Source organism: Streptococcus sp. 53, from assembly GCF_013276565.1.
Taxonomy (GTDB): domain Bacteria; phylum Bacillota; class Bacilli; order Lactobacillales; family Streptococcaceae; genus Streptococcus.
Genome location: NZ_VMLG01000026.1, coordinates 43,701 through 65,184, shown reverse-complemented (window position 1 = coordinate 65,184; position 21,484 = coordinate 43,701). Strand labels below are relative to the sequence as shown.

General features: G+C 38.2%; 25 protein-coding genes. 3 read left to right on the top strand and 22 right to left on the bottom strand.

All coding sequences use genetic code 11. The annotated features are described in order from the left end of the window. The 18 genes from HT722_RS10585 to dhaK form a co-directional block, all read right to left on the bottom strand. The coding region (locus HT722_RS10585; RefSeq protein ID WP_240146953.1) for a DUF1542 domain-containing protein at positions 1-1,847 on the bottom strand (1,847 nt) is incomplete at its 3' end. A gap of 429 nt (positions 1,848-2,276) precedes the next feature. Next, complete coding sequence (locus HT722_RS08445; RefSeq protein WP_173227061.1) at positions 2,277-3,137, bottom strand: methionyl aminopeptidase; 861 nt, start codon at positions 3,135-3,137, stop codon at positions 2,277-2,279. 15 nt (positions 3,138-3,152) lie between these two features. After that, positions 3,153-4,430 (bottom strand): CBS-HotDog domain-containing transcription factor SpxR, encoded by a 1,278-nt coding sequence (gene spxR, locus HT722_RS08440; protein WP_173278646.1) that lies wholly within the window; start codon positions 4,428-4,430, stop codon positions 3,153-3,155. Further along, on the bottom strand, positions 4,423-4,974 hold the full coding sequence (locus HT722_RS08435; RefSeq protein WP_173278645.1) for a GNAT family N-acetyltransferase: 552 nt from the start codon (positions 4,972-4,974) through the stop codon (positions 4,423-4,425). Before HT722_RS08435 ends, spxR begins: the two co-directional genes overlap by 8 nt. 15 nt (positions 4,975-4,989) lie before the next feature. Continuing rightward, on the bottom strand, positions 4,990-6,249 hold the full coding sequence (locus HT722_RS08430; RefSeq protein ID WP_173278644.1) for a UDP-N-acetylglucosamine 1-carboxyvinyltransferase: 1,260 nt from the start codon (positions 6,247-6,249) through the stop codon (positions 4,990-4,992). Positions 6,250-6,644: 395 nt separating this feature from the next. Then, the gene (pdrM, locus tag HT722_RS08425; RefSeq protein WP_173227053.1) at positions 6,645-8,003 is read right to left on the bottom strand and encodes a sodium-coupled multidrug efflux MATE transporter PdrM; all 1,359 of its coding nucleotides are present in this window, start codon (positions 8,001-8,003) and stop codon (positions 6,645-6,647) included. Positions 8,004-8,013: 10 nt separating this feature from the next. Then, complete coding sequence (locus HT722_RS08420; RefSeq protein WP_173227051.1) at positions 8,014-8,274, bottom strand: hypothetical protein; 261 nt, start codon at positions 8,272-8,274, stop codon at positions 8,014-8,016. A 13-nt stretch (positions 8,275-8,287) separates the two neighbouring features. Beyond that, a complete protein-coding gene (locus tag HT722_RS08415; RefSeq protein ID WP_173278643.1) occupies positions 8,288-9,556 on the bottom strand; it encodes a dihydroorotase in 1,269 nt (422 codons plus the stop codon). A gap of 12 nt (positions 9,557-9,568) precedes the next feature. After that, entirely contained in the window at positions 9,569-10,033 is a 465-nt protein-coding gene (locus HT722_RS08410; protein ID WP_001135770.1) for an 8-oxo-dGTP diphosphatase, read from the bottom strand. 9 nt (positions 10,034-10,042) lie between these two features. Then, entirely contained in the window at positions 10,043-10,696 is a 654-nt protein-coding gene (locus HT722_RS08405; RefSeq protein WP_173278642.1) for a uracil-DNA glycosylase, read from the bottom strand. Between the two features lie 61 nt (positions 10,697-10,757). After that, complete coding sequence (locus HT722_RS08400) at positions 10,758-11,450, bottom strand: YjjG family noncanonical pyrimidine nucleotidase (RefSeq protein ID WP_173278641.1); 693 nt, start codon at positions 11,448-11,450, stop codon at positions 10,758-10,760. 120 nt (positions 11,451-11,570) lie between these two features. After that, a complete protein-coding gene (locus tag HT722_RS10755) occupies positions 11,571-11,789 on the bottom strand; it encodes a hypothetical protein (protein WP_341774809.1) in 219 nt (72 codons plus the stop codon). A 41-nt stretch (positions 11,790-11,830) separates the two neighbouring features. Next, complete coding sequence (locus tag HT722_RS10580; RefSeq protein WP_166731705.1) at positions 11,831-12,043, bottom strand: hypothetical protein; 213 nt, start codon at positions 12,041-12,043, stop codon at positions 11,831-11,833. A 30-nt stretch (positions 12,044-12,073) separates the two neighbouring features. Continuing rightward, entirely contained in the window at positions 12,074-12,265 is a 192-nt protein-coding gene (locus HT722_RS10750; RefSeq protein ID WP_341774808.1) for a hypothetical protein, read from the bottom strand. A 288-nt stretch (positions 12,266-12,553) separates the two neighbouring features. Continuing rightward, the gene (locus tag HT722_RS08395) at positions 12,554-13,285 is read right to left on the bottom strand and encodes a hypothetical protein (protein WP_173269476.1); all 732 of its coding nucleotides are present in this window, start codon (positions 13,283-13,285) and stop codon (positions 12,554-12,556) included. Positions 13,286-13,930: 645 nt separating this feature from the next. Further along, positions 13,931-14,305 (bottom strand): dihydroxyacetone kinase phosphoryl donor subunit DhaM, encoded by a 375-nt coding sequence (dhaM, locus tag HT722_RS08390; RefSeq protein ID WP_166731703.1) that lies wholly within the window; start codon positions 14,303-14,305, stop codon positions 13,931-13,933. Beyond that, the gene (gene dhaL, locus HT722_RS08385) at positions 14,305-14,880 is read right to left on the bottom strand and encodes a dihydroxyacetone kinase subunit DhaL (RefSeq protein WP_166731702.1); all 576 of its coding nucleotides are present in this window, start codon (positions 14,878-14,880) and stop codon (positions 14,305-14,307) included. Before dhaL ends, dhaM begins: the two co-directional genes overlap by 1 nt. Positions 14,881-14,901: 21 nt before the next feature. Beyond that, a complete protein-coding gene (dhaK, locus tag HT722_RS08380; RefSeq protein ID WP_173278640.1) occupies positions 14,902-15,891 on the bottom strand; it encodes a dihydroxyacetone kinase subunit DhaK in 990 nt (329 codons plus the stop codon). 153 nt (positions 15,892-16,044) lie between these two features. Between dhaK and dhaS the strand changes: the two genes are divergently transcribed. Continuing rightward, positions 16,045-16,575, top strand: coding sequence for a dihydroxyacetone kinase transcriptional activator DhaS (gene dhaS, locus HT722_RS08375; protein ID WP_045611536.1), 531 nt, complete (start codon positions 16,045-16,047; stop codon positions 16,573-16,575). Beyond that, a complete protein-coding gene (dhaQ, locus tag HT722_RS08370; RefSeq protein WP_173278638.1) occupies positions 16,572-17,561 on the top strand; it encodes a DhaKLM operon coactivator DhaQ in 990 nt (329 codons plus the stop codon). The genes dhaS and dhaQ overlap by 4 nt, the downstream gene beginning before the upstream one ends. A 97-nt stretch (positions 17,562-17,658) precedes the next feature. On the opposite strand, the gene HT722_RS08365 is transcribed toward dhaQ, so the two are convergent. The 4 genes from HT722_RS08365 to HT722_RS08350 form a co-directional block, all read right to left on the bottom strand. Continuing rightward, the gene (locus HT722_RS08365; RefSeq protein ID WP_173278636.1) at positions 17,659-18,198 is read right to left on the bottom strand and encodes a ClbS/DfsB family four-helix bundle protein; all 540 of its coding nucleotides are present in this window, start codon (positions 18,196-18,198) and stop codon (positions 17,659-17,661) included. 57 nt (positions 18,199-18,255) lie between these two features. Continuing rightward, complete coding sequence (locus tag HT722_RS08360) at positions 18,256-18,750, bottom strand: YkgJ family cysteine cluster protein (protein ID WP_000031481.1); 495 nt, start codon at positions 18,748-18,750, stop codon at positions 18,256-18,258. Positions 18,751-18,883: 133 nt separating this feature from the next. Further along, positions 18,884-20,617, bottom strand: a complete 1,734-nt coding sequence (gene ptsP, locus HT722_RS08355) for a phosphoenolpyruvate--protein phosphotransferase (RefSeq protein WP_000138123.1) — start codon at positions 20,615-20,617, stop codon at positions 18,884-18,886. A 5-nt stretch (positions 20,618-20,622) separates the two neighbouring features. After that, on the bottom strand, positions 20,623-20,886 hold the full coding sequence (locus tag HT722_RS08350; RefSeq protein ID WP_000146947.1) for a phosphocarrier protein HPr: 264 nt from the start codon (positions 20,884-20,886) through the stop codon (positions 20,623-20,625). 350 nt (positions 20,887-21,236) lie between these two features. Between HT722_RS08350 and nrdH the strand changes: the two genes are divergently transcribed. After that, positions 21,237-21,455, top strand: a complete 219-nt coding sequence (gene nrdH, locus HT722_RS08345) for a glutaredoxin-like protein NrdH (RefSeq protein WP_000259242.1) — start codon at positions 21,237-21,239, stop codon at positions 21,453-21,455. Positions 21,456-21,484 lie beyond the last annotated feature (29 nt).

Here is a 21,484-nt window from a genome sequence, read left to right as displayed (position 1 = left end):
TGTGTGACAGCCGTAGTTTTGGCTTGTGCTGTTTGTTTCTTAACTTCTGCTTTTTCTTCAGTTGTTAAACCTGCATTGCCATCAACTGCTTTGTCTTTTTCTTTTAATGCGTCTTCTACAGCCTTAATCGCTTTGCCTTTTTCTGTAGCTTCGCCTGTTGGTACAGCTACGTTAGTGATGGAGTTAATTCCTTCTGTTTTAGCTGTATTCAACGTTGTTTCATCTTGAGCATTTTCTATATTTTGGATAGCGTTATCTTTTGCTGTTTTCGCTAAACCTTTTACTTCAGATTTTTCTTCATTAGTTAAACCATTATCGCTATCTATTTGACCTGATTTAGTAGTGAAGGCGTCGTTAACTTCTTTCGTAGCACCAGCCCTATCTAATTTAGGAGTCGGAAATGCTGGTAATACTGTTTCTTTTCCAGTTGCACTACTCCAATCACTTTTGCTTTCTTCTGGATGAATCAATTCTCGATATTGTCCTGCGTTATCCACAATTTCATCAGAGTATGCTTTAGATCTTACTCTTACTTTGTCTCCTGGATGAAAACCTTGACCCCCATTATCGTAATTTGCTTTTCCGTTCTCTGTTCTTATCCAACTACTTACAATTCCATTCACTTCAAATTGAACCTCACTATGGTTCCCGGAAAGTGCGGAAGCTGTCAATGTGAGATATTTACTTCCGTCGTTCTCTTGAGGTGTCTCTAAAGTAGGAACAGGTGGCTTTACTTCAATAGGGAATTTTAATGTTGTTGTAACACCAGTTGCATTATACTTAGCATGAATAAGCATATTATATTTACCAATCATACTATTAGGAACCACTCCCGTTAAATAGCCACTAAGGTATCCGTCTTGTGTATTATAATAGAACTTTCTATCTCTACGTGGATTAGAAGTCTCAAAATGAGGTCCTGTATTTGGTGTATTTGTAATACTAAAATTTGGTCTTTCACCATAACGAGTTTTATCATATTTTAATTTAAGATGAATATATGTATCATACACACCTAACTGTTGTCCAGATTTAAAATTCAGATTTCCTTCAACCTCTATAGATAACCCATTAGTATCTTCTGTTCTAAACCCACTACCTTCTGTAAAAGTAGTTCCATTTAAGCTGTGATTATGCCCTGCGATATTGGTACCGTTTGGTTCTGTATTTTCTGCCTTTAGACCGACCGTTGCTTTACCGTTTGTTGTATCAAGTTTAGGAGCCTTAGGTTCTATATCCTTCTTAACACGTTTTAAGGCAGTGTTTTTATAACTTACTAATGTTCTAAAAGCTGCATCTACTTCTGTTTGATTTTGCGCCGTTGCAAGGACTTGTCTCGCTTCTTCGGCTTTTGATTTTAAGGCTGCTACTGATTCTTTTGTGTAGTTTTCTGTTTTTACGGCAGCAATTTCACTTAATAGCGATTCTAAGTTCTGAGTATTTAGTTGTCTACTAAGTTCAATATTTGTTTTCGGTTGATCTTGTTTTTCTGCTATCTCTTTATTTGATTCTAATTTAGAGTTGCCTTCAATACTCCTTTCCTCAACCTTAGCTTTTCCTTCACCATCTTTAGATGGAGTTCCTGACTCTTTTTTCTCTGTTCCTTGAGTCTCTGCTTGTCCTACGCTTGGATTTTGACTGCTTGTCTCTGATGAGCTTAGGGCAGATGAATTGTCAGGATTGACATCCCTATCCTGAGCGACCACTTCTGTACTTGATTCTGCCGCCTGCACTTCTGTCGCTGGATTAGCCACAAAAAAGACAGACCCTAGCAAGACTGAGGCTGCTCCGATTGAAAACTTGCGTATAGAAAAGCGTTGGCGCTCATTCATTTTAAACTGTTTCATAGTTTTTCCTTTCTTTCTACCCTGTCTTTGCTCCTCTAGCCATGTTCATGCAGGCATCAACTCGCAATAAAAACAGGAAAACAGGACCTTTTTCATCTTAAACAAATGACAAAAAGCCCATTGTTTACTAACACTTAATTATATCAACTTAGTTCCCTTCCTTCAACCTCACTTTGTTTTAGAAAATCGATAACTATATATATATATATGCAAGTTACTTATTTTAAAGGATTTAGAGACTCCTTATTTGTAAATTCAGTATATTTTCCATTATTTTCAGAAATTTTAAATTTATATAACATTCATGCAAGACTCTTCATCTCACCATCTTTCACCAGAAAGACCTATCCTAGACTCAGCAAATAAAAAAAACGGCTCTCCGAAAATTGTCCAAAGAGCCACTTTTTCTTCAATCTACTTTTACTTATTTTAATAAGTCCCTTCTTCACCTTGACTAGTCAAGATAACAGGTCCATCTTTCGTAATTACGAATTGGTGCTCATATTGACAAGATAGTCCACCGTCAATAGTCTTATGCGCCCAACCAGTCTTCATATCTGTATCAATTTCCCAATCGCCTGTATTGATCATTGGTTCAATGGTTAAGACCATTCCTTCACGAAGACGGAGTCCACGACCAGCAATACCATAGTTAGGAACCATTGGTTCTTCGTGCATGGTTGGGCCAACACCATGACCAACCAAATCACGCACTACACCGTAACCACGACTTTCAGCATATTCTTGAATTGCCGCACCGATATCACCGATACGATTTCCAACAACAGCTTGTTCAATCCCCTTGTACATAGCTTCTTTGGTTACATCCATCAAGTTTTTGACTTCTTTGGACGGTGTACCTACAGCATAAGCCCAACATGAGTCTGCTAAACCACCAGAATAGCTATGAGTGTATTTCTTCATTTGTTCAACATTGTTGAAGTTTAATTTTGAGACATTCAGGTCAGATTTAGCAATAGGACCTCCCAAAACCATATCAACCTTGAGCAAATCGCCATCTTTTAAGATATAATGACGAGGGAAAGCGTGAGCTACTTCATCATTAAGAGAGCAGCAGGTAGCATAAGGATAGTCCATCATGGCACCGTCAACCCCAATCTGAAGCGGAAGGAAATTTTCTTCCTTACAACGACGGCGGACATATTCTTCAACTTCCCACATATCTACGCCAGGCTTAATCAAATCACGTAAGCCGATATGAATACTTGCTAGAAAATCACCAGCCTTGTCCATAGCTTCGATTTCACGAGCTGATTTTAATGTTATCATCTTTTCTCCTAGTTTCTAATTAATTTTAACAGTCACATTTGCTTTTGAAACAATCTGATGACCATGATAAATATCGTAATCAATAATAGCTGATCGTCTAGTATGATGGATGATGCGTGCTTGAATGCGCAGTATATCATCTATCTGAACAGCCTGCAAAAAGTAGATCAGCATTTGTTCGATGATGAGATTGCGACCACTATTCACAACTAAATCTTGGGTCATATGAGTCAGTATCTCTGCCAATACACCATTAGCCAAAACTCCGTTTTTCTCAAGCATAAAGGGTTCCACTGTAATGACTACTTCATCATGGTGATAAGAAAGTTTTTGACCAATCTGCTCAGAAAAAGTTGGTAGAGCCGAAACTTGGGAACGACTCATCTTCTCCATGACATCTCGTCTAGTTACAACGCCAAGTAAAGTTTGATTGCTTCGAACAACTGGTACCATTTCAAAGTCTTCAGCAATCATCCGTTGACTCACATTGGCAATATTGGTCGCTAACCCTGTTACGAAGATACTGCGCGTCATCACCTTGTCAATCGTCGTGCTGGGAGACTTGTCTCCTGCGTCACGCATAGTAACAAGCCCAACAACCACTTGATGTTGATTAACGACTGGGAAACGACTGCTACGATTCTTGCGTACCAAGTCCAAATAATCTTTGACTGTGTCAGTCTCTCTCAGAAAACCATATTCATGACTTGGACGATAAAGCTTCTCAACAGTTAAAATATCCGTTTTGATTTGAACATTTGACAGGGCTTTATTGATCATGGTCGCGACGGTGAAAGTATCGTGCTTGCTTCTCAGAACAGGAATCCCTTTTTGATTGGCCAGTTTAAGTACATCATTATGAACCTGAAATCCCCCTGTAACCAGAACTGCATTTTCATTTTCAAGTGCTAACAGTTGGATACGGGTACGGTCTCCGACAATCAAGAGTCCCCCATCATGAAGGTAGGACAGGATATTTTGTTCAGTCATAGCACCGATTGAAAACTTACTAAATTCTCTCTCTAAACCTTCTTGCCCAGCCAGAACCTCAGAAGAAGTCACTTCTGCTATCTCAGCAAAAGTTAATCTTTCGATAGCAACTTTCTGGGATTTAACACGTATAGTACCACTTCTTGGACGAGTCTCTACAATTCCACGGTTTTCAGCTTCCTTGATAGCGCGATAAGCCGTTCCATCACTGACTCCCAGATGATTTGAAATACTACGAACACTGACCCTTTTACCAACGGGTAATTCTTCCAAATAGCTTAGAATTTCTTGGTGTTTACTCATTAACTTCTCCCTTTACAAAGCGAAACTCAAGATAATCTCGCATTTTCCTTGTATAGCGATCACTTCCTTTAAACTGACGAATCAATCGAAATCCAGACTTAAGGGCAACCCGTTGACTAGCTTCATTTTCAAGGTGGGTAATGATGGATAATTGTTTTAAACCAAATTCTTCAAAAGAAAGTTGACAAATTTTTCTAACAACCTCTGTCATAAATCCTTGCGACCAAGCATCTTTTCTCAAAAAATAGCCAAGCTCAGCTTCTTTTTTGATTTCATCTAACTTTTCAAACTTAACAGAACCAATCATTTTTTCAGTTTTCTTGTCACAAATAGCCCATACTCCCAAAGGGGACTTCATAAAGTAATTGGCCAACGCATATTGACTCTCTTCCAGACTTGCCTGAGTCGGGAAAATAAATTGTAAATTTTCAGGATTTGAGGCTATCTCATAGAAGTCTTGACTATCACTAAAAAAGAAAGGACGCAAATACAAGCGATCCGTTTCAAAAAAAGAAAACATTGCTAATTTGGTCCAAATATTCATAAACACCTCTACGGTTTAATCCTCAACAAGTGTAATATCCGCTCCTAGATTACGTAATTTTTCAATAATATCAGAATAACCACGTAAGATAAACTCGATATTTGTAATTTCAGTTTTACCTTGAGCCATAAGCCCAGCAATGACTAGTGCAGCCCCAGCTCGTAGGTCAGTTGCTTTAACACTTGCTCCACGCAAATTACGTCCACCCGTGTACAAAATATGACCATTTGTTGTTGATATATCTGCGTCCATTTTAGCTAATTCAAAAACATGATTTACACGTTTTTCGTAAATCGTATCAACAATTGTACCACGACCATTCGCTCTTAGTAAAAGTGGGGTAAGCGGTTGTTGCAAATCAGTTGCAAAGCCTGGGTAAGGAGCTGTCTTAATATTGATTGCTTTCAAATTAGACTGTTCCTCGACAAAAATGCTGTCTTCAGATACAGTCATTCTCACTCCCATTTCTTCCAACTTAGCAATAAATCCTTCCAGGTGTTCGTAAAGAACATTATTGATACGAATTCCTTTACCAACTGCAGCAGCTAAAGATATATATGTTCCAGCTTCAATGCGGTCTGGAATCACCTGATGACGCGTTCCATGTAATCTTTCAACACCATCAATAATGATGATATTAGTTCCTGCCCCACGGATGTGGGCACCCATATTATTCAAGAGAGTTGCAACATCAATAATCTCAGGTTCACGGGCTGCATTTTCAATAATAGTACGACCATTCGCTTTAACCGCAGCAATCATCGTATTGATCGTTGCCCCTACACTAACCGTATCCATGTAAATACTTGCACCATGAAGTCCTGTATCTTTAGCAGATAACTTCATGTTATCTCCCTCGTAACTAACAGTGGCACCCATAGCTTCAAAAGCCTTAAGGTGTAGGTCAATCGGACGAGGACCAAGATCACATCCTCCCGGTAGACCAACTGTCGCTTCACCAAAACGGCCTAAGAGGCTCCCATAAAAATAGTAAGATGCACGAAGACTGTTAATTTTACCATAAGGCATTGGAATATTTTGAACACCTCTTGGATCAATCTCCAAGACATCATCATAACGCTTAACAGTAGCTCCCATCAATTCCATAATTTCGACAAGACTCGCTACATCCGAAATATCTGGAACACAATCCAAAGTCACCTCATCATCAGCCAAGATAATAGCCGGAATTAAGGCCACAACACTATTTTTAGCACCACTAATAGTGATTTCACCTTGTAGTGGTAATCCACCATTGATAACAATTTTTCTCATTCTAAGTTTTCAATACTCTTTCAAGATTTCTAATAAGGTCTTTAAAATAAATTATATCATAAATGCAACCTTTTTTCCATCCTTTTCAATTTTATTGTAGATAGTAAGTAATAAATAGGATTAAGTTGAAAGATTGAGTCTATATTTTATGAAACATCTTTTGATACTAAAAAAGCCTAAATTAAGAATTATAAAATACCCCCAAAATTAGATTTTCTATTTTTATCTAAAGTTGACATCTTTTTGCCTTTCTAACTTTCTTCTTACCTTACTATTTTACCGTTTTTGGAAAATACCGTCAAAGTTTTTCTAAAGAAAATTTCACAAAATAAAAAAGAAAACCCTATAGGAATAAGGGATTTTCTTGCTAAGAATATTTTTTCACAAACTTTTTATCATTTATATTTTGCTAAAGATTCAAATCTCTTCATAATCACCGTTAAACGCCAACGGTAGAGCGCCCCACTCACGATTAGACTAATAATCAAACCAATCCAGTAAGAATAAGCTCCAAAATCTGTTAGAGAGTCGAATACCATAGCTACTGGGAGTGTCACCCCCCAGTAACCAACCAAACCAAGGTAAAAAGGAATAACTGTATCCTTATAGCCCCGTAAAATTCCCTGGAGCGGTGCCGCAAAAGTATCTGCTAACTGGAAGAAAAGACTATAAGTTAAAAAGCGTGCTGTCAAATCGATAAATTCTGGATCGTTCCCATAAAGACTAGCCACATTTCCCCTAAAAATGTAAAGGAAAGATAAGGTGAAGGCCGCAAAAATAAGGGCTGTCCATCTTCCTAGACCAATATAGGTTTTCGCATCATCAAATCGCTTGGCTCCCACTTCATAAGACACGACTATCGCCATAGCCGATGAGATACTCATAGGAAAGGCGTACATGAGACTTGAAAAGTTCATGGCTGACTGGTGGCTAGCGATAATCAAGGACGAGAACTTAGCCATAATCAAGCCAACCACGGAAAAGATAGCTACTTCCGCGAAGACAGTCCCCCCAATAGGCAGACCTAAACGAACTCCTTCCTTGATTTTATCCATATTAAGTGGAATTCTTTTCTCAAGGTGTAAGTCTTTGAGCTTCTCCTGTTTAAATAAAACCAGAACAGAAATTCCCAACAAGACCCAGTAGGCCAAAGAAGTCCCTAAACCAGCACCAGCACCTCCCAGTTCTGGAACACCAAAGGCCCCGTAAATCAAAAGATAGTTAAATCCACTATTGAGAGGAAGTAACAAAAGCATGAGATACATAGACAGTTTGGTCAAGCCCAGCGAATCCAGCAAGGAACGAATGACACTAAAGAGCAACAAGGGGATAATCCCGATAGATAAAAACCAGAGATAGCGAACCGCTACTGCTGCCACTGGTACTTCTAGTCCGATATGATTTAAAACGGGTGGTGCCAGGAAAACTACCAGTCCCAGCAAGACCACAGATAGACCCAAGGCCAGATAGATGAACTGGTAAAAATCAGATGCAACTTCTTCCTGTTTGCCTCGACCAAGATGGTGACCAATGATGGGCACCAAGGCCGACACAATTCCTGTTAGGAATGTAAAGAAAGGATTCCAGATACTGGTTGCCATAGACACACCAGCCAAATCCATAGTATTGTATTGACCTGTCATTGCAGTGTCAACAAAAGAGGCAGAATAATTGGCAAATTGGTAGATCAGGATTGGGAAGAAAATTTTTAAAAATAATACTAACTTCTCTCGTAAACACTTTGTCTTATACATACTTCTCTTTCTATTCTGATTTATCTAAACCAAAGAGTTTCAGACCATAGTTTTTCAAACTTATCGGAGGGTTATTAGATTTTGAAGTAGTATGCCAACACGCACATGTACGACAATAATAGCTTCTAACTAAACCTCCATTATCATATTGAACCGCATGATCAGCTTTTTCTTTAGTTTCATATTGAATTTTAGAACGATTAGATGCGGGACAGTAAATTCCGCTATTAGATTTTGCTTGTCTCTCCCTACGTTTTCGAAAATAATTCATATGCCAACTCCTATCAAGCTTGATAGACGATTTGTCCCTTACAGATGGTGTATTTAACCTGCCCTTTTAAGGTTTCACCGATGAATGGTGAATTAGCTGCTTTGGAAGCAAAATGGGAGTCCACAAGGCGGTCAGCCTTAGCATCAAAAATAGTGATGTCTGCTGGAGCATTCTCAGCCAAGTAACCTGCTTCAAAATTGTAAAGCTTGGCTGGGTTGTATGTCATCTTTTCGAGTAATTCCATCAAGCTCAACTCACCAGCTTCCACCAAATAGGTCAAGCCAAGAGATAGGGATGTTTCCAAACCAGTCATACCAGATGGCGCTTTGGTAATATCCTCAACATTTTTTTCATCTGCATGATGAGGCGCATGATCAGTCGCAATAACTGTGATGACACCTGACTTGAGACCTTCAATCACGGCACGACGATCTGATTCCAAACGAAGAGGAGGATTCATCTTAGCATTGCTTCCTTGTGTCAAAAGGAGCGCTTCGGTCTTGGAGAAATGCTGTGGCGCTACTTCTGCTGTTACTTGCACTCCCAATCCTTGAGCAAACTCCACTACTTTAACACTTTCTTCCTTAGACAAATGCTGAATATGAACATGGGCCTTGGTTGCATAGGCAATCATGACATCACGCGCCATCATAGCGTACTCAGCCACCCCAGTTGCACCACAGATATGGAAATGTTCTTTAGCAATATTTTCGTTAAAGCCAAGAACACCGTTCAAACCTGGATCTTCCTCATGAAGACTAATAAAGGTATTAAGCTTTTTGGCTTCCTCCATGGCTTCCTTGACAACTTTACTGCTTTCAAGCGGAATACCGTCATCTGAGAAACCAACCGCACCTGCTTCTAAAAGCGCCTTAAAGTCTGTCAAATCTTGGCCATTAAAGTCCTTAGTAATGGTCGCAACAGTCTTGACATTGATTTTTTCCTTGGCAGCTGACTGAAGAACTTCTTGTAAAGTCTCCACATCTGAAATAGTTGGACTAGTATTAGCCATCATGACAACCGTTGTAAAACCACCTGCAGCGGCTGCTAGGGCACCCGTATGGATATCCTCCTTGTGGGTCTGACCAGGTTCACGGAAATGAACATGGATATCGACCAAGCCAGGAGCAACAACTAGACCAGTAGCATCCAGGATTTCTGCGCCTTCTTCTTTAATTTCAGGCGCAATTTTGATAATCTTTCCATCTTCAACCAAGACATCACACACTTGATCCAAACCAGACTTGGGATCCATTACACGACCATTTTTGATTAGTAGCATCTGCTTTCTCCTTTATTCATAGAAATCAACTTGGGTATCCAACAATTTATCCCCATCATAAACAAACTTGGCTGAAAAGAAGGGTTTATCTTCTAAAAGCCACCCAACAAAGGTATGGTCACCTTCCCAAGTCGGCTTACTCAAAACCTCGTCATAGGGAACCCATTCTAGCGTTCCCTCGTTGCAGTCAATCAAGTCCCCCTCGAACTCTGTCACTTTAAAAACATAGGTGTACCAGTCTAAATCTGGCGTAAATTCAGGAAAAGTGATAACACCTTTTAGAACTGGCTTGGCTTTGAGCCCTGTTTCTTCGAGGATTTCACGCGCTGCGCATTCCTGAGGCGTCTCTCCTCTCTCTAGCTTACCACCTACACCAATCCATTTCCCTTCATGGACATCATTTGGCTTCTTATTACGGTGGAGCATGAGCAGTTCTTTCCCGTTATCAATGTAGCAAATCGTCGCTAACTGAGGCATATTTTCTCCTTATCTAAGCCAATCGATTGGCTCTTGTCCTGTCTCTTTTAAGAATGTATTTACCTTGGAAAAAGGCTTAGAACCCCAAAATCCTCTATAAACTGACAAAGGACTGGGATGGGCTGATTCGATAATCAAGTGATGAGGATTGGTAACCAATGCCTTCTTCTTACGTGCATAGGCTCCCCAGAGTACAAAAACGACTGGTCTATCTAGATGATTGACCACCTGAATCACAGCATTCGTAAAAGACTCCCATATCTGACCAGCATGACCATTGGCCTGTCCAGCAGGAACTGTCAAACAAGCATTAAGAAGCAAGACTCCTTGCTCAGCCCAAGCTGTCAAATCATGAGATTTCTTAACCCCGATATCATCTGACAATTCTTTCAAGATATTTTGCAAGGATGGCGGAGCTGGAATAGAGTCAGGTACAGAAAAACTCAAGCCCTGAGCTTGACCTGGCCCGTGATAGGGGTCTTGACCTAGAATCACCACCTTAACTTCTTCAAGCGGTGTTGTCAAGAGAGCCTGAAAAACCTTTTCCTTGGGTGGATAAATAGTCCCCTGAGCATAGACCTGCTCCATAAACTGATTGATTTTCCCAAAATAACCCTCAGGTAATTGCGCCTTAATCAAAGCATGCCAAGACGAGTGTTCCATAGCCAACTCCTTCATTTTTACTGCCTCTATTATAGCAAAAAGTGGCTATCTAAACCACTTTTTACAGTTTATCTAAACAATCCAGCAAGTCTTTGTAAGAATGGACTTCGTAGGTTGGCTGGGCTTGTGTGGGATTTTCGAGGTCATGAGGATTATACCAGATAGTGTCAATCCCAGCATTATTACCACCTTGGATGTCGGCGGTTAGGGAATCTCCAATCATCAGCGTCTTTTCTTTGCTAAAACCTGCAATCTGTTGACCAATCTTTTCATAAAAGAGAGCATCAGGTTTTTGTGTTTGCAGCTGTTCAGAGATAAAGACTTGATTGAAATATGGTGCCAGACCCGATTGAGCCAAACGTCCTGTCTGAATGGCAGTAATGCCATTTGTCGCAGCGTACAGCTCATAATCACGCTCGATGAGGCTATCTAAAAGTTCATGAGCACCTGAAAAAGTTTGCCCCTGTTGGGCAAGGTAAAATTGGTAACGCTGGGCTAGAAAACTACCGTCTTTTTCCTGTCCAAAGTGAGCAAATAAACGAGAAAAGCGCGTGTTAACCAGCTCTTGTTTACTAATTTTCTTTTGCTCCAAGTCCTTCCAGAGAGCCTTGTTCATGGGAACGTAAAAGTCTTTGTAGGCCTGAATATCTGCAACCCCTTCTTCTTTTAGAAGTTGCGTCAAAGCCACATCCTCAGCAGCATCAAAATCAAGAAGAGTGTTGTCGAGGTCGAAAAGTAAGAATTTGTATTTCAATTTAATGTTTCTCCTTTCTAAATTAAACAACTTTCACTTCAGCCAGTTGTTTAATGTAAAAACTTAAAAGTGGTATAGTATCACAAAGAATAATCGTTCCAATTGATTAACTAATCCATACTATTCTAGTGAATTATAGAAAAATCTCCTATAAATTCGAGTAATAGTTAAAATACATACAAATATGACTCCCAAAATAGATAATACTATCTTCACAAAACTCATTTCCAAACCTATGACATATATATAAAAAAGAGGGGCTAATCCTACACATAGAGACAATAGATAACTACTAAATCTTATCTCTCCGATACCAGAAAAAAATGTTTCATTTAAAATATCCCAATTTTACCTTTCATCTTTATAATCCACTAACAAATCTATTGACTTCTCATTTTTTTGAATAATCTTGACAGCAAATTTACTCCACTTAATGCCACTAAAATTTCAATGGGCAAAAAATAGTAATCCCATATCAAATGAGAAATCAGCAATGATAGAAATAGTATACAGTCAATATAACTATTCTTAAAATATTCTGCACTTACATAATACAGAAATGCCACAACCACTGAAATTAAGACAACCATCATAATACTATTATCCTGTCCTTCTCACTAACGCTATTTCCAAAATTTATTTTTTTTATGACTTAGTAACGCAATTCCAATTAGCAATACACCTAATATAAATAAAAGTATTTCCCAAAATTTATTCTCAGTTTTAATAAAAGGTATAAGATACATACTAACCAATATGGAACTTACTCCTATAATAGCAAATATTATTCTGGCTTTATCACTTAGTTTAAACATATTTAATTCCCCATAAAATAAGCAGTGGCAACGTTTACTGTAACATTCCCCCGTCTTTATGTAGAGATAATCCCCTATCAATACACCTCATCTCTTCTTACTCAATAGCAGCATAATTATTTGGTGATACGAGTTTCATAAGATTTCTCCTCTTTAACGTTGCATGGTTAGGATAGTTCTCTAATCAGTAATCGTCGACTGCGTTTAAAGCACTTTGTTACCTAGATAAGATGTCCTTTCTCTACCTGATTTGATTTTAAAGAGAACTAAGATTTAACCATATTTATCTCATTTCTTATTTTTAAATAATTCATACTTTTTTTCTCTGATAAAGGGAAGTGAGAAATTAGAAAAAATTAGTAGAATTGAAAATAGGTATCCATCTTTTTGCATTACTAAAACATAGCCTAAAAATAAATAGACAATCAAATCTAGTACAAAAAGAGAAAATATCCTCCTTTTCATCATCTCACTTGAATTAAAGATTCTGTTTAATAGAATCTTTATCGTAGTATCTACACAAATTTTTATCAAAAAGATAAGAGCCAATACACGATTAGCAACTGTATCATGAAGAATAAATGGAAATATAGTTAATATAAAACTAGAAATCTCTAAATATTTTATCCAAGGGGATTGAGACATCTTACTTTTAAACTGACTGATTTTCCTATACTCGCTAGCTAATCTAGTATCAAAATCTTTACCAATTATATTAAAGATTAAGAACTCCAGGATAAAAATACTGATTAATACGATATAAGTAGAAACCTTTCCTGGGAAATATTTATTGATTAAAATCGGGAAACTAATTAACAGAATTGAGTTTATAGCCAGACAAATGGATACTATTTTATTCTTCACAGAGTATATAGGTAACGATACTATTGAATAGAGAAACGCTAAAAAAATAAGCAAGAAATACTCTGTGCTGCTAATTAGCGGCGCCCTTAATGATAAAAATAGATAGGCACCCCACACGATGATATGCGCTTTACGAATTGACTCTAGATTACTCATCTACCTACTCCTAATATGTAAAGGGAATCCATTTTTAGTTTACATTCTATTTCAAACAAGTCATAAGCATTTTATGATATTTCCTTCTTCTACATTAGGTAAAGTTGAAATACATTTTTTGCAAGTGAAAATATAATTGTTATTAAAAATCCCAAAAAGATCTATCCTTCTTCTAGACCTAAACCAAGTCAGATTAAAGATACAAATATAATGATAAGGCTTTCTTTTACTTTAGACTACCATAAAACAAGGAATCTTTCAACAAAATTCATTGGCAAACTACTATTCTAGAAGATTGACAGCTCAAATCTTTCAGAATAGAACAATCCTAACTATCGAATACCCTAACTTCATAAATATCTATGTAATTCTAAACCTAGAATTACTATAAACTAAATGTTTTGGCACTCTTCTAATCAATTGATTGCCTTAAATTTTAATTTTTGAATGATTCTAAAGCTAGAATAGTCCCATCACAATCTGTTTTGAATGATTCACAATTTAGAAACACTATAGCTCTACTCCTGTTAAAATAAAAAGGAACTGCATAAAGCAATCCCTTTCTGATTTTGAAATTATTTACTTAAAATTTGATAGTGGAGATAATCAATAGCTCACCTATAAAAAGAGTTATAGTAAAATTCCTTATTTATTAATTTCAATCTCCGACAACTGTGTTTGAATAACTGACAGTTCTGCACCAGCCTGAAGAAGAGCAGCTGCAGTATAGGCACCTTCTACAATTGGAACCCTGTTGATGATGATACTTTTATCACTGAAATCAGCCACCATTTCTAAGTTCATTTTAGCAGAACCTAGGTCAAAAAAAGCTAATAAAGTATCTGCTGGATTTTCGGAAACAACCCTATCTACTTGATCAAAACTCGTTCCAATTCCTCCATCTTCGGTTCCTCCTACATAAGTAATCGGAACATCTTTAGCTACTTCACTAATCAGTTCAACAACACCTTCTGCAATGTGTTTGGAATGTGAAACGATAACAAGACCAATACTTCCCATTAAACCACCCCAGTCTCTAAAAGAGCAGTAAAGAGTAAACCTGATGAAAATGATCCAGGGTCAATATGTCCCAGAGAACGTTCTCCTACATAAGATGCTCTTCCTTTAGTTGCAAGTAAATCTTTGGTAGCATTCACTACCTTATCAATAACCTCTTGAGTCAATTGGCCAGCAGACAAGGCAGCAATAACAGGAGTCCAAACATCAACCATTGTCTTTTCTCCAACTTCTGCTTTCCCACGTTTGACAATCATATCCAAACCACTTTGTAAGATTTCTTCTAATTTCGAATTTGAATCAGCCTTGGCCATGCCCATAAAAGCAGAGCCATACAAGGGACCAGAAGCACCGCCTACCTTACTCAGTAGTTGCATTGAGACAAGCTTAAACACATCACTGCTGGTCTCAAATTTCTTTCCTTCTAAGTTTTCCATAACTGTAGCCATGCCACGCGCCATATTTCCACCGTGGTCTCCATCTCCTATAGGGGTGTCTAGCTCACTAAGGTAATCTTTCTGTTCTTGAATCTTTTCATTAAAAAGCTTCATCCATTCAAGAGCTTGTTCAGCATTCATGCGACATTTCCTCCTTGAGTTTTACCAAGCTGGGGTAGTAACAGGTGCATTTAGATCATCCAACCACTCATCGTCTGCCAATCGAATCAATGTTAATGACAAGCCGGCCATATCAATTGATGTCATATAGTTTCCAATTTTCTTAAACGCCAACTCAACACCTTTTTCATGGAGTAATTTAGCCACATCATTTGCAAATACGTATTGTTCCATAAGAGGAGTGCTTCCTAAACCATTAATGAGAAGGCCATAGCGTTCTCCAGCCTTAAGTTGGAAACCTTCAGATAATTTTTCAACCAATTCTGAGGCCAATTGTGCTGAAGGTTGCATTTTCTCTTTCTTATATCCTGGCTCACCATGAATACCAACTCCGTATTCAAATTCATCATCTTCTAGAACAAAACCTGGTTTCCCAACCTCAGGAACGGTTGCTCCAGACAAGGCTAGCCCAATTGTTTTAATTTCTAAGACAAGTTTGTCGGCCAAGTCCTTCATTTCAGCTAATGTTTTACCAGAACGAGCTGCAGCACCCAAAATTTTATGGACTAATATAGTACCTGCGACACCTCGACGCCCTTGGGTATAGAGACTATTTTCAACAGCGATATCATCATCAACCACAACGCTTGCTACATCAATGCCTTCCATTTCGGCAAGTTCTTGTGCAATTTCAAAGTTCATAATGTCACCAGAATAGTTCTTGATGACCATGAAAACTCCAGCACCTTCATCAGCCGCCTTAATAGCTTCTAAAATTTGGTCCGGAGTAGGTGAAGTGAAGACTGCTCCACAAATGGCAGCAGACAACATTCCATCTCCTACAAATCCAGCATGACTTGGTTCATGTCCTGAACCTCCACCTGAAATGAGTCCAACTTTTCCTGTCTTTTCTGCCTTTCTAACGATGACATCAAAACCATCTAAGCGTTCTACCAAGTCATCATGCATGAATGACAATCCCTGCAACATTTCATCAACAACTTGTGTCGGTTCATTTATAATTTTTTTCATGAGAAACTCCTTTCGGCATGTACCTTTGTTTTCGCTTTCATTATATATTTTTTATCGCTGGATGATAAGGGACAGATTCTATTATTTGTCCCCTTTTAAACCCGTTTAAAACATTTTTTTGGTAAAATGAAGTAAGTAAAAGAAAGGTTTCCTATGGCATCATCATTTATTACAAAAAAACGGATTGCCAAGGCATTTAGAGACCTATTAGCTACTAGAGAATTTGACAAAATCTCCATTGTAGATATCATGGAATCAGCTGGCATTCGTAGACAGACCTTTTATAATCACTTTCTTGACAAATATGAACTGCTAGACTGGATATTTGAAAATGACTTAACCGAGTATATCACCAATAACTTGGACTTCATTTCAGGCCAAAAACTATTACAAGAATTATTTCTTTATTTCGAACAAGAGCGTGACTTTTATATTCAACTGTTTGATATTCAAGGACAAAATAACTTCTATGACCACTTTATCAGCTACTGTCGCTTGCTTGTATCAAAAATTTTAAGAGAATACGGTCAGATTGATATCGATTCATCTGCTTATACTTGTTTTTTGTTAGACTATCATTCACATGCTCTAGCAGAAATCGTGAAGGCTTACGTCAATAAAAAAAGTCCAGTTCCACAACCAGACTTTCTAATCATGACAATTATTGGAAAGAGACCACAATGACATTTATTTCAAATCATAAACAAAAAATTATTTCAAGTTACATTTCGGCAGCTGTCAGCAGTCATCCTAAATTAGAAAAGCACCCTACCTTACCATTAGTCTATCAAAAAAATCGTAATCCTCATCAGGTTCCAATATTGGCGGGTGGAGGTTCCGGTCACGAACCTGCGCATATTGGATATGTGGGAGAAGGAATGCTTACCGCTGCTATCTATGGCCAATTATTTACTCCTCCTACAAGAACTGAAATCTTAGAGTCCATTCGTTTTTTAAACAATGGTCACGGTGTCTTCATCATTGTAAAAAATTTCGAAGCAGACATCAAAGAATTTAGCTGGGCCATTAACACTGCTAGAAAAGAAGGGATTAAGGTCGGCTATAGTCTAGCACACGACGATATTTCCATTGAACCTCACAATAGATTTCAAATTAGAGGAAGGGGACTTGCAGGGACAATCTTACTTCATAAAATCCTAGGATTTGCAGCTCAAAATGGTGCCGACATAGAACAACTAACTGATTTAGGTCATCAGCTTGCTCCCGAAATCGCAACGATTGGCTTTGCAAGGAAATCTGCTAGTCTCCCCCAAGCAACCCTTCCACTATTTAACTTAGAAGAAGGAAATATTTCTTATGGTATTGGGATACATGGCGAAGAAGGTTATCGTATCGTCCCATTCCAATCATCGGAAATCCTTGCAAATGAAATTATAAGTAAATTAAGATTGCACTATCATTGGAAAAAGGGTGGTCAATTTATATTGCTTGTAAATAATCTAGGCACTACCAGCAACTTAGAAATGGGCATATTTATCAATGATCTCCTTCAACTCTTAGAAATTGAAGGAGTCACTATTACCTTTATAAAATCAGGAACATTTATGACCAGTCTAGATATGGCAGGTATATCCGTAACTCTTTGCCCCGTAAAAAATAAACAGTGGTTAGAAGCGCTCAATGCTCCAACGACAGCATTTGCATGGTAATTTGCTTATATAACTCAAAAGGGCTACATCACTTGATAGCCCTTTGCTTTTATCTTACGTTTAAAAGAACTCATTCTTTCTATTTCAAATAGTCCATCTATCCTTTACAATTCTTCCGATGAGCTTTGAGTTTTTTCAGAGCCCAATCATAGTGGCTTGACGTGCTACTAACAAAGTAGGAACCTAGACTTGTTCCGCCGGTCCACTTATAGCCACCTTTGGTAAAGAGTTCGTCATTGCTAAAAACTTCTATCAACTCTAAAACCTTCCTATGTGATTGTTCTTGGAGTCTAGTCGCTTCTTCTAAGGAGGTTTTCTGGTGCTTCTTCCAAAAAGCGACATTCATTTCTTCATAAGTTTTCCAAGTATAAGGTTCAGGGAGAAAAGGTCTTTCGTGACCTTCTTGATTAGAATGTACCCAAGTCAAAAGTAACTGCTGCCATTCATAAAGATGGATCAAGACATCCCGTAGATTTTTATCCCTTTTCCAGTGAGCTTCTTTTTTCTTTAGGTCTCTTGAAAAATCAAATGGAGTCTGTAGCTCATCTTCACTTAATTGAGAGATGAAGAGGTTAAGCTTTTCATAATTTTCCTTAGAGGCCAGCATTAGCTCCTCTTTTGTTTTCGGTCTATGCACAGGAGTACTCCTTTCATATCTCTAGTTATTATTAGAAATTTTTTATCCTTTAAATCTCTATAACTTATCCTTTAATTTCTCAACAAAGAGATAGGCTGCTGGACAGGTCAAAGTATTCTTAATCGTCAAATGGTTGATTTGATGGATTTTTTTCCTGTCTGTATGGGGAAATTCACGACACGCCTTTGGACGAACATCATAGATGGAACAGAGATTATCTCCTCCTAAAAATGGGCAGGGCATGGATTTAAAAACCTTATCACCATCTTCATCTACCTGCAGAAACTCCGCTTCAAAAGCTGGTAATTTCATCTTAAAATACTTGGCGATTCGTGTAATATCCGCTTCTTTAAAGTCGGGTCCCAATGTCTTGCAACAGTTGGCACAGGCAGTACAATCAATTTCCTCAAAGACTTCTTGGTGAATCTGCTGGGCTATTTTATCCAGATTTTTAGGTGGCTTTTTCTTTAAATTGGCTAAAACTTTACGATGCTCCTTCTGCTTTTGTAAGGCTAGCTGGTGGTAGTACTCAATATCAATTTCTTTAGACATAATTTCTCTCTTATTCTAATTACTTTCCCCTATTATACCATGCCTATGAACCATTGAAAAGTAGACTTTATAGGACCATACTTTTCCAAAATGCGTCAAAAAACCTTGCAACTAAGTTACAAGGACTTTTCGATTAATCAAAGTTAACGTATTCTTTTTGAAGTTCAAGAACTTCTTCCATTGTTGAACACTCTGTAAGGGCACGGTTAGCGTACTCTTCCATCTTAGCAGTGTCCAATTTCTTCATCAAGCTACGTGTACGAAGTACAGATGTTGCTGACATAGAGAACTCATCCAAGCCCATTCCCACAAGAAGTGGAACAGCTTTTTGGTCACCAGCCATCTCACCACACATACCAGCCCATTTACCTTCAGCATGAGCTGCCTTGATAACGTTGTTGATCAAGCGAAGGATTGATGGGTTATATGGTTGGTAAAGGTATGAAACTTGTTCGTTCATACGGTCTGCTGCCATTGAGTATTGGATCAAGTCGTTTGTACCAATTGACATAAAGTCTACTTCTTTTGCAAATTGGTCTGCAAGCATAGCTGCTGCAGGGATTTCAATCATGATACCAACTTGGATATCATCCGCAACTGCAACACCTTCAGCAAGAAGGTTTGCTTTTTCTTCTTCATAAACTGCTTTAGCTGCACGGAATTCTTTCAAGAGTGCAACCATTGGGAACATGATACGCAATTGACCATGAACAGAAGCACGAAGAAGGGCACGAATTTGTGTACGGAACATTGCATCTCCAGTTTCAGAAATAGAGATACGAAGGGCACGGAATCCAAGGAATGGGTTCATTTCATGTGGCATATCGAAGTAAGGAAGTTCCTTATCTCCACCGATATCCATTGTACGAACAACTACTGGTTTACCATTCATTCCCTCAAGAACAGCCTTGTATGCTTCATACTGCTCATCTTCTGTTGGGAAGTCTTGAGAATCCATGTACAAGAACTCTGTACGGTAAAGTCCAACAGCTTCAGCACCGTTGTTGTTAACACCTTCAACGTCTTTTGGAGTACCGATGTTAGCAGCCAACTCGAAGTGTTTCCCGTCAGCAGTCACTGTTTGAGCATCTTTCAAAAGTGCCCATTCAGCTTTTTGTTTAGCATAAGCTTCACCAGCTGCTTTAAATTCTGCCGCTTGTTCATCTGTTGGGTTGATAATCACTTCACCAGTAATTCCGTTAACGGCAAGGATATCACCGTCTTTCACTACTTCAGTGATGTTATTTGTTCCCAATACAGCTGCAATTTCAAGTGTACGTGCCATGATAGCTGAGTGGCTTGTACGTCCACCGATGTTTGTTACAAAAGCTTTTACAAAGTTTTTGTCCAATTGAGCTGTATCAGATGGTGTCAAGTCATGCGCAATTACGATTACTTCTTCATTGATAGAAGCTGGGTTTGGCAATTTCTTACCAAGAAGGTTTGCCAATACACGTTTTGTCACGTCGCGGATATCCGCTGCACGTTCTTGCATGTATGGGTTGTCTTCCATGCCTTCAAAGATCGTGATGAACATGTCAGTCACTTCCTTAAGACCTGCTTCTGCATTGACTTTCTTAGCACGGATTGTTTCTTTAATCTGACCAATCAATTCTGGGTCAGAAAGAACCATCAAATGAGCGTCAAAAACTTGAGCCGCTTCTTCACCAAGCGTACCTACAGCTTTCTCGCGGATAAGAGAAAGCTCGTTTTGAGAAGCTTCAAGAGCAACATCCAAACGAGCCTCTTCTGCGTTTGTATCTTCGACTGAAATAGTCTCGAATGACAAATCCGGTTGAACGAGTAGATATGCTTTTGCAACTGCAACACCGTCAGATGCTGCGATTCCTTTAAGCATTTCTGTCATTTCCCTTATGCCAATCCTTCTTTTTCCATTGTTTCTGAGATTGCAGCGATAGCGTCATCTGCATCTGCACCTTCAGCTGAGATAGTTACGTCAGCACCTTGGCCAACACCAAGACTCATAACACCCATAATTGATTTAAGGTTAACTGATTTACCTTTGTACTCAAGAGTGATATCTGAAGCAAATTTGCTAGCAGTTTGCACCAACAATGTTGCTGGACGTGCGTGAATACCTGTTTCTGCCACTACGTGGAAATCTTTAGAAGCCATAGTTTGACTCTCCTTTTGTTCTTTCTTTTTTTGAGTTATATGTGATAACCCTTACAATTTGGTATTATACCATCTTCTAGGATTTTTTTCAAGCATTTTCTGGATTTTCCTTCAATTTCCTTTCAGATAACTTGCTGAAAATCTTCTGTCCTAGATAACAAAACACAGGATATAGTTTCTTTAAAAACGATTTATAGGATAATCATTGCTGTTTTATAAAACAAACACTACATATTGTGTTTTGTGAGCTTGACTAGAAAAACAGACCACTATATTTAGTTCAAATCATTGACAAAATTTTATTTTCTGATATACTAAGATAGTATTAAATTTTGAAGAGGAGTTACACAATGGTAACCGTTTATTCTAAAAACAATTGTGTCCAATGTAAAATGACCAAGCGTTTCTTGGACAGTAATAATGTTGAATATAAAGAAATCAATCTTGATGAGCAACCTGAGTACATCGATCAAGTTAAAGAGCTCGGTTTTAGCGCAGCTCCTATTATCCAAACACCAACTGAAGTCTTTTCAGGTTTCCAACCAGGAAAACTGAAACAATTAGCATAATCTTAGTACATCATCCAGAAGAAACTGCT